This window comes from Pseudomonadota bacterium (assembly GCA_010028905.1).
In the GTDB taxonomy this organism is placed as follows: Bacteria; Vulcanimicrobiota; Xenobia; order RGZZ01; family RGZZ01; genus RGZZ01.
Genome location: RGZZ01000190.1, coordinates 1 through 8,941, shown reverse-complemented (window position 1 = coordinate 8,941; position 8,941 = coordinate 1). Strand labels below are relative to the sequence as shown.

Sequence of the window (8,941 nt, the reverse complement as noted above, 5' to 3'; positions counted from 1 at the left end):
GCGTTTTCGCGAGGCAGCGTCCCCACAACCTCCTGGTAGGTCGAGGCGCCAAGCCTCGCCTCTGCTTCGGCAGACAGGGCCCAGGCCGTCTCGCCCCCCATCTCGAGCATCTCTGACAGGCTGCCGCGCACGGGGTAGGGGAGGACCTTCTTCGGCCGTCGTGCCCTGGTGGCGGTGGGTTTGTGCTGTCCGATCGATCCGCGGCTCTGCAGGGCGTCGATGTCTTCTGCGGAGACCTGCAGCGTTTCAGCAAGCGGCTTGAGCAGCTCGGCGGGAATGGACTCTCCTTCCGATTCCCAGCGCCCCACCGTAGAAGCAGGCACGCCGAGACGCTCGGCGAGAGATCGTCGGGAGAGCCCGCAGTCCATGCGAAGCGCGGCGATCCATCGACCCAGAACCCTGTTCATGTGAGCTCGCCCTTCACTCCACGGGGGTGCGGCCTCGAATGGGGCGGCAGGGGTGCGTGGAGACTCAAATTAGACCACCCCGGCAGAGCGGTGTCAAGGGATGGTGCAGCGTGGGTCGGGTGCGGCTCAGGCGCCGATGCGGGTCACACGCACCACCCCATCGCACTGCCCCACGACCTCCACCACCTTGGGCGAAGGTTCGGCTCCAAGCATGATGCGAGCGCAGGCGGCGGCCGAGACCCCTTCAAAGATCTGATTCTGCATCTCTTGCACGTTGTAGCCGTGCTCCTTCAATGCTGCGAGCACGCTGGCAAGCACGCCGACACGGTCTTCGTGGCGAACCACGAGGCCACCCCGCGCCGCCCCTGGGCTGCGCAGGTTCACGCAGTTCGGGATCTCGCTTCCCGCGGTGAGCGCAGCGACGATGCGCACCACCTCTTCCCCCGTGGCCTTCTCAGCCTCGTCAGTGGAAGCGCCGATGTGATGGGTGCCGTAGACGTTGGGGAAGGCCTTCAGGTCGCAGTCGAAGGCCCCTTCTCCCGTGGACGGCTCATCGTCGAACACATCGAGGCCCGCGAAGATGCCTTTCTGGCGAAGCGCTTCTCGAAGGGCGCCACCGTTGACGACCTCGGCGCGAGACGTGTTGATGAAGGTGGCGTTCGGGCGCATGGCCTCGAAGAAAGGGCCGGCAAGCATGTCGCGGGTCTCGGCGGCGAGCGCGACGTGCACGGTGACAACGTCGGCGCCGCGCGCCAGTTCGATGAGATCGTGGGCGCGTCGCACACCGAGCTCGTCGGCTTCTGCGTCGGTGAGAGAGCGTGACCAGGCGACGATCTCCACACCGAAGGGACGCAGGCGCGCGATGACCTCTCGGCCGATGGAGCCGGTGCCGATCACGCCCACGGTCTGTCCCTTCAGGCCTCGGCTCTTGCTGAAGCCCTTCTTGTTCCAGCGTCCCTGGCGGAGATCGTTCACGTTGTCAGCGATGCGACGATCGATGGCGAGGATCAGGGCCAGGGTCAGCTCAGCCACGGCCGCGGCGTTTCGGCCGGGACAGTTGGCCACGTACACGCCTCGTCGCGAGGCTTCCGCCACGTCGATGGTGTTGACGCCTGCCCCTGCGCGGATGACGAGTCCGAGGGCGTCGCCGGCGGCGAGCACCGCGGCGGTCACCTTTGTCGAGCGCACGACGAGAACTTCGAATCCGCTGATCTCGCCAGGAAGCGTTTCTGCCGTGAGGTCAGGACGACTCACGACCTCGACTCCAGGCAGGGCCTGGAGTCCGGTGAGCGCGGTGGGGTGGAGCTTGTCTGCGACGAGGACGCGAGTCACGTAGGCACCTCCGGGATTGGGGTGCCGGTTTTTTCGCCCATGCGCGCACAGAGCCCTCCCCTTCACGGTGAGACCTCGTCCCAAGCCATCGTGCAGGACGGTCGGCGTTGCGGGAGAAGCGTACTGCGTGTCGACGCGCATACAGCTCTCTCTGGCGCTACTGTTGGTCGCTTGTCTCCTGGCTGCTGCTCCAGCCATTGCGGGGCCGCGTCCTACGGGTACGCCGACGCGGCCGACGCGCACCCTCCAGGACGTGGTCACCGTTCGGTCTCCGGGAGACCCATGGGTCTTCGACGGGAGCCCGGATGATCCGTCGTCCCTGACGCTCTCCCATCGCGCGGGCGGCGTTCAGATCGCATTCCGCGTCACGGACAACAAAGCGCACCTCGATGCGCTCTCTGCCGCCGCGGTTCTCGAGTCACGCATGATGCAGCGCGCCGACGCCGCGGGGCGGCACTTTGCCATGCCCCGTCGCTGCACGCTTGCGGGCGTGCCTGCCAGCCGCTTCAGTGAGGAGCATCTCATTCACGATGCCATCATCCATCGTACCGAGTACACGGTCGCTCCGCTGGGAGACCGCTGCCTCGTGGTTGCTGTGAGCGGGTCTCCGCAGAAGCTCGAGGGGTTGTCGGCAGACATCCGAAAGACCCTCGAGGGGGTCAGGAAGGTCTCTCGCTTCGAAGCCCCCTCCACTTCATCGGGGCGATAGCGTCGCGGGAAGGCTGGTTTCCCACGGAAGCAGCAGAGGCCGCGAATTTCGCGGCCTCCATCGCATCTTCGGGGGGGGGGATTCGCCTGCTCAGGCGGTGACGGGCACCTTGACTTCCACGCGGCACGATTCGTCGATCATCTCTTCGATCTCCTCGGGCGTCATCTCGGTGATGTAGGAGAACTCGGTGCTCAGCAGCTTCTTGGTCTGCTTGAGCATGGCGAGCTCTTTCGGGGAGAGCTTCTTCACCTGGCTCAGATCGGAGAGGTCCTTGATGACCTCGGCGACCTGGTAGACGTCGGCGCTCTTGATCTTCTTCAGGTTCACGTTGTAGCGCTCCGACGATTTCACGGGGAGATCGCTCTTGCAGCGTCGCAGGAACTTGAGGACCTTGGGGACCTCTTCCTTGCTGACGAGATCTCGGATGAGGGTGTTGCTCTGGTCTAGGTTGACCATGATCTTGAGTCGGTCGTTCTGGAACGAGATGACCGCAAACCGATTCACCTTGTCAAGGATCGTCTTCTCCTCGACCATCTCGACCACGCCTACTCCGTGCAGGGGATGGATGACCTTCTGACCGATGTCGTACATATCGGCGCCTCCAAGCGTCATTCACTTCGCGTCCGGCCACATAATAGCACCCACCTGCAGTTGGATCAGCACCATTGTGTTAACATCCAACCGGTTTCCGCGAGGAAACGATGCGTGGGTCTGAACGTCAGGCGCGGCGCGAGCACTGACGTCACCCGACCGTGCGGGAGACGTCGGGAACAGCAATCACGGCGTTCCGCGATGGCGCGGGGGAACCGTGAGATCGGCCTCAGCTCGCTGGGGAGGCTCAGTGGAGCTCCGGGCGCCGCAGGGTGCGGGCTCGAGGCCGCGCAGCAGGCGGCACTCGCATCGAGCAGGCTGATAGGCACAGGCGGCGCGTCTTGACGTCGAGACGTCTTGGCGCGCCGCGGGTCCATGCCTGCCGCAAGAGTTTCGTGGTTTGGGTGCGAGTTCCTCTACATCCGCAATGATGCGTGTCGAGCTGTTCTGCCACCCTACGGTCGAGCGCTGCCGCGACGCGGGTTGAACAGCCCCGACAGCCGCATGATGAGAAGCTCGAGCACGAATCGCTCGTGTCGGTTTCCCGTCTTGAGCGCCAGGTCGGCCGCGAGGATCTCTTCGATGGTTCGCTCGAGCACCGGAACGCTCATGGCGCGTGTCTCGCGCAACGTCTTCTCGATCTTCCAGGAAGGCCATCGCGTTGCGGAGGAGATGCGCTCGGCCGATTCCCCCGCGCCAGCAAGTCCCTTGACCTTGAGAAGGGTGCGATAGCGCGATGAGAACCAGCCCAGCACCATTAGGGGGTGCACCTCGGCCTCGAGCATCTGGTGCAGGGCGACGAGGGCCTCTCTCTCGTCGCCGCGCTCGAGCGCGTCTGTGATGTTCCAGCTCATGCGCTCGGCATTGTCTGCGACGGTCTCACGCACGTCGCTCTCTTCAACGCGCTTGCGATCGCCGACGTAGCAGACGAGCTTCTCGAGCTCGGTGAGAATGGCGGCGGCGCTCTTGTTGGTGCGGGTCATCAGCTCGGCGGCTGCATTTCGGGCGATGGTCGCGCCAGGGGCGAGCGCTGCGAGCTCGCCCTCGATCCACTCTGGAAGCCTGTCGGGGTCGACCTCTGCCTTCACCTGCAGGCACGCGCTGCCGAGGGATTTCTTCAGCGCCGTGATTCGCGTGGACGCCCCCCTTCGCTTCTCTCCGCCCACCTCTGTCGAGGTGGCGGGGCCGGCGTCGGATTCCTTCTGCTCGCTCCCGCTTTCCGATTTCGCCGAAGCGCCGCCGTCTCCGCGGTCCTTGCCGGCTGAAACGAAGAACCAGGTCTGGGGAGAGGCGCTCGCGAGGTACTCCGTCAGGCGCTCGCCTTGTCGCGCGTCGAGTCGGTGGATGTCGCGTATCCAGAGCACCCGGCGCTCCGACATGAGGGGGAGCTCTTCTCCCATGGCCTCGATCTCGCCGATTCCTGTCTCCTGTCGACACTCGACAGTGGCGACATTGAAGTCTGGCTGCTCTGGAGCAACGGCGCCAACGAAGCGCCGCCATACCTCCACCAGCATCGACGATGCGTCTGTCTGCATGACCCACACCCGTGCGGCGGGCTGTCCTTCGCCGAGCACAGCCAGCGCTTCGGTGTAGCCGAGCTCGTTCACCGCGCCGGCGGATCGCGTGCTGCCAGATCTCGCTCCTGTTGTCGTGGTACGGGTCACGCGCTCCCCGCCGCTGTCTCGAGCGTCGGCCGGGTCAAGGCGGCGCGGGCCAGAGACTCGGTGTAGGGCGGGCGCAGGACGCCGCGTTCGGTGATGATGGCGGTGATCAGCTCGTTCGGGGTGACGTCGAACGCGGGATTGGCCGCCACCGCGTCGCTGGGCGCGGTGCGGGTGCCGTAGAGGTGGGTGACCTCACTGGGGTCGCGCTGCTCGATGGGGATCTCGTCTCCGCCGCTGAGTCGCAGGTCGATGGTGGAGAAGGGGGCGGCGACGTAGAACGGGATCTTGTGATGGTGGCATAGCACGGCCACGCTGTAGGTGCCGATCTTGTTTGCCACGTCACCGTTCGCGCAGATGCGATCGGCCCCCACCACGGCGAGGTCGACCTTTCCCTGGCGCATGAACCAGCCGGCCATGTTGTCGGTGATGAGCGTGTAGGGGATCTGCTCGCGGCTCAGCTCCCACGCGGTGAGTCTGGCGCCTTGCAGCAGCGGGCGGGTCTCATCGACCATCACGTGCAGGTTGCCGTGACGCGAGAAAGCCGATCGGATCACGCCCACCGCCGTACCGTACCCGCCGGTGGCCAGACCTCCGGCGTTGCAGTGGGTGAGAACGCGTGCGCCTGACGGGACGACCTCGCTCCCGAAGTCACCCATGCGCCGGCACATCCACTCGTCTTCACGGTCGATCTCGAGAGCCTCGTCGAGCAGGCGCGACTCGAGCCGCGGGCGTAGCGTCGAGAGGGGCTCACCCCCGCATTCGTCGAGCATCTGCTGGGCCACGCGCACACATCGCTCGAGCGCCCAGGCCAGGTTCACAGCGGTGGGACGAGTGGAGTGGAGAAGGTCGCGGTCGTGGAGGAATGCGGCCGCCCACTCTGAGGCGGTCTCTGCGGCGACGGTGCGCGCGGAGAGCGCCAGGCCGTACGCGGCCGCGATGCCGATTGCGGGGGCGCCTCGCACGGAGAGGGTGCGAATGCCCTCCGCCACGCCCTCGACCGTTCCCAGCTCGAGGATCTCGAGCGCGCCGGGAAGCCGGCGCTGGTCGAGCATGTGAACCTGGTTGTTCTCCCAGTAGACGACCTTCATGGACGTGCCTCCTCGTGTTTGTCGGCGGCGATGGAGAGAGGAGCGCGCGGGTCTGACGCCAGCAGGCTGAAGGTCACCACGTCGACCCATCTGCCTTCTGAGTAGAAGGCTTCTCGCGCGACGCCTTCCCGCGTGTACCCGCATCGCTCGAAGGTCGCCTGCGCGCGGGCGTTGTGGGCCAGGACGCGGGCCTCGAGGCGGTGCATGCGCATCTCGTCGAACGCGAAGGCAGAGAGCAGGCGCACGGCCTCTGAGCCGTATCCCTGGCCGCGATGATGCGCCTCGCCGATGATCAGTCCGATCTCTCCTCGGCCGCATCGCCAGTCGATGTCGGCGATCTCGATGTTCCCGATGTACTCTCCTTCGAAGGTCTTCATGGCGAACATCTTGAGGTTCGGGTTGCCACACAGGCTCTGGAACCACTGGTCGAGATCGACCGTGGATTTCGGGTAGGGGGACATGCCGGTGAGACGGATCATCTCCGGGTCATTGCCCCAGTTGTAGTTGCGGCCCACGTCGAACTTCTCGATGGACCAGAGCCGGATGCGATTTCCTTCGATCATGGCGCCCCCCTTCTCCTCAGCCGTGCGCCCATTCCTGCGCCCGCAGCCGATTCAGCCCCGGATGGCGCGGAGCAGGCAGTAGGCGGCCCCGATGCCACCAGCCGCACTCACCATGGCGCGCAGGGCAGCCGCAGACGGCGGCACGGTAGCGGCAAGGGCGACGCAGGCTGCAGCGGAGACGGTCAGACCGATGGTGTAGCGTCGGGGAGACGCCAGCCAGACTCTCGCCGCCAGCGCGCACGCACATCCTGCGAGGGCCAGTCCGAGGCGGGCAGGGGAGGGGTCGCAGAACGCCAGGGCCGCGATCATCCAGGCCAGCACGTAGGGAAGTCCGCGTCTCAGCATGGGCGTCTCCTTCTCGTCGGTGTCGACTTCTCCTGGAGCCGTTGCGAACGGCTTTGTCCGAGCCACCGGACCTCGGGGGCCGCGCGCAGCAGATCAGCGTCATCATCGGCGTTTCAGGGCGTCCGAAGGGAGGTGGTGGAGGACTCGGTAATAGATTCAGCGAACTCTGCGTCCCTCAGCACTCACCCCCCTCACCCCCAGAAGGAGTCAGGAATGGCGGATTCGTTTTCCCTTCAGAAGTTCCACACCCTGGTGCGCCTGAACCCGAACGACCCCGAGGCGCACTTCGGCCTTGCCATGGCGCTCGAAGAGAAGAACGATGTCGCCGAGGCCGCCAAGGAGTACGAGCAGTGCCTTCGTCTCAGCGGCAGCCGCCACGCCCGCGCCTTCCTGCACAAAGGGTTCCTCTACGCCGCCGTAGACGATCGCTCGATGGCGGTGCGTGAGTGGCAGCGCGCCTGGGAGCTCGATCCGAGCATCGGCAACATAATGAAGGATCCGAGCACGCTGCAGTTCTACAGCCGCAAGATCCAGCTCTGCCTCGAGCGCTTCAACCACCCCATCAAGCTGAACCCCAACGACGGCTACGCTCACTTCCATCTGGGCATGGCCTACAAGTTCTTCGACAAGCCCGAGCTCGCGCTGCAGAGCCTTCGCCGCGCCATCGAGATCAACCCGCGCCTGTGGGAGGCCTACGGGGCTGCAGGCCAGATCTTCGCCCTTCTGGGGCAGAACCAGCAGGCCATCCTCCACTTCTCGAAGGCCGCCGACGCCAATCCGAAGTTTGCCGAGGCGCACTACAATCTCGGCCTCATCTATGACCGCGAGAACATGGTGGCCAAGGCCATCAGCCACCTTGAGCGCGCTCTCGAGCTCGAATCAGACAACTATCGCCTCTACCATGCGCTCGGCAACACGCACATGAAGGCCCAGCAGGTCATGAAGGCGATCAAGTGCTTCCAGAAGGCGGCTGACCTGAACGGGAACGTGCCGGAGGTCCACTTCGCCATGGCCCAGGCATGCGAAGCCATCTTCCGACCCGACTTCGCCATCCAGGAGTATGAGCGGGCCATTGCCATCGAGCCGCGCTACTCAGATGCCCTCTACCATCTCGGCATGATCCGCCTCCAGCTCGGAGAGGTCGACAAGGCCGTTGAGAGCCTCGAGCAGTGCGTGCGCATCAGCCCTGCCGATCCCTACGCCCACTACAACCTGGCAGAGGCCTATCGCAGGCTGGGGAACTTCGAGAAGGCGATCCCCCACTACTACTCGTCCATCGAGCTCAACCCCAAAGACGCCTTTGCGCACTACAACCTTGCCCTCTCGTATGTTCGCACGAACAAGGTCGAGCAGGCGCTGCCGCACTTCAACAAAGCCATCGAGCTGGCGCCTCGTGAAGGCCACTTCCACTGTGAGCTCGCGTCCGCGCTGCGCTCGGTGAAGCGCCTCGCTGACGCCATGCGTGAGTTCGAGGCGGCCCTCGACATCAACCCGAACGACGTACAGTCGCTCTCGGCGCTGGCCTACTGCTACATGGACGGTCGGCAGTACGACGCGTGCATCAAGCTCTTCCAGAAGGTCATCCAGCTGAGCCCTGAATCTGCCCAGGCGCACTACGATCTCGGACAGGCGTTCTTCAGCCTCGAGGAGTACGACTACGCCTTCGAAGAGTATCAGAAGGCGCTCTCGCTTGACGACAGCCACGTGCGGTCGATGTACGACATGGCGCGCATCTACCTGAAGCATCGCGAGCGGCCGGAGGTTGCGGCCGACTTCTTGAACCGAGCCCTGGCTGTCGACCCCGGATTTGTCGAGGCGCGTCTCGATCTCGGTGAGGCCTACCTGAAGATGGGGCGGGTGGCCGAGGCGCGCAACGAGATCGAGGTGGCGGGCCGCTCGCACGAAGACGATCCGCACTATCGCGTGCGCAACGCACGACTGCTGCTCCAGATGCAGCGCACCGACGAGGCCATCAAGGAGATGCAGGTCGCAATCACGCTCGACGCCGAGAACCCGGCCTATCGCTGCGAGCTCGCCGAGGTGTTCGAAGGGCGCAATCAGCGTGCGCAGGCCCTCGAGCAGTATCGCATCGCCGCATCGATGGAGGGGGTCACCGTGCCTTCGCTCCTGCGCGGCGCTCGTCTGGCCACGGGGCTTGAACAGGTCGAAGACGCAAAGCGGTTGTACGATCGCATTCTGCATCTCGATCCGACCAATGAAGCGGCCAACAACGAGCTCGAGA

The 8,941-nt window shown here is 65.0% G+C and carries 9 protein-coding genes; 2 read left to right on the top strand and 7 right to left on the bottom strand.

What is annotated here, in order from left to right; all coding sequences use genetic code 11:
• Together EB084_13550 and EB084_13545 are read right to left on the bottom strand one after the other, a co-directional pair.
• Window positions 1-407, bottom strand: a 407-nt coding sequence (locus tag EB084_13550) for an XRE family transcriptional regulator (GenBank protein ID NDD29282.1), incomplete at its 3' end; no start/stop codon positions are given.
• A gap of 126 nt (window positions 408-533) precedes the next feature.
• Window positions 534-1,937, bottom strand: a complete 1,404-nt coding sequence (locus EB084_13545; GenBank protein ID NDD29281.1) for a hydroxyacid dehydrogenase — start codon at window positions 1,935-1,937, stop codon at window positions 534-536.
• A gap of 55 nt (window positions 1,938-1,992) precedes the next feature.
• Between EB084_13545 and EB084_13540 the strand changes: the two genes are divergently transcribed.
• The gene (locus tag EB084_13540) at window positions 1,993-2,448 is read left to right on the top strand and encodes a hypothetical protein (protein ID NDD29280.1); all 456 of its coding nucleotides are present in this window, start codon (window positions 1,993-1,995) and stop codon (window positions 2,446-2,448) included.
• A gap of 90 nt (window positions 2,449-2,538) precedes the next feature.
• Here the strand turns inward: EB084_13540 and EB084_13535 are convergent, their stop codons facing one another.
• The 5 genes from EB084_13535 to EB084_13515 form a co-directional block, all read right to left on the bottom strand.
• Window positions 2,539-3,060 (bottom strand): hypothetical protein, encoded by a 522-nt coding sequence (locus EB084_13535; GenBank protein NDD29279.1) that lies wholly within the window; start codon window positions 3,058-3,060, stop codon window positions 2,539-2,541.
• A 434-nt stretch (window positions 3,061-3,494) separates the two neighbouring features.
• A complete protein-coding gene (holA, locus tag EB084_13530) occupies window positions 3,495-4,646 on the bottom strand; it encodes a DNA polymerase III subunit delta (protein ID NDD29278.1) in 1,152 nt (383 codons plus the stop codon).
• A 53-nt stretch (window positions 4,647-4,699) separates the two neighbouring features.
• Window positions 4,700-5,791 (bottom strand): S-methyl-5-thioribose-1-phosphate isomerase, encoded by a 1,092-nt coding sequence (gene mtnA / locus EB084_13525; GenBank protein NDD29277.1) that lies wholly within the window; start codon window positions 5,789-5,791, stop codon window positions 4,700-4,702.
• Window positions 5,788-6,354 carry an N-acetyltransferase gene (locus EB084_13520; protein ID NDD29276.1) on the bottom strand — a complete coding sequence of 189 codons (567 nt, stop codon included), beginning with the start codon at window positions 6,352-6,354 and terminating at the stop codon, window positions 5,788-5,790. The genes mtnA and EB084_13520 overlap by 4 nt, the downstream gene beginning before the upstream one ends.
• Before the next feature lie 51 nt (window positions 6,355-6,405).
• Window positions 6,406-6,699: a hypothetical protein gene (locus EB084_13515; protein NDD29275.1), complete on the bottom strand. Its 294-nt coding sequence runs from the start codon at window positions 6,697-6,699 to the stop codon at window positions 6,406-6,408.
• A 213-nt stretch (window positions 6,700-6,912) separates the two neighbouring features.
• On the opposite strand from EB084_13515, the gene EB084_13510 reads away from it, so the two are divergent.
• Window positions 6,913-8,941: tetratricopeptide repeat protein (locus EB084_13510; protein ID NDD29274.1), on the top strand; the 2,029-nt coding region annotated here is incomplete at its 3' end.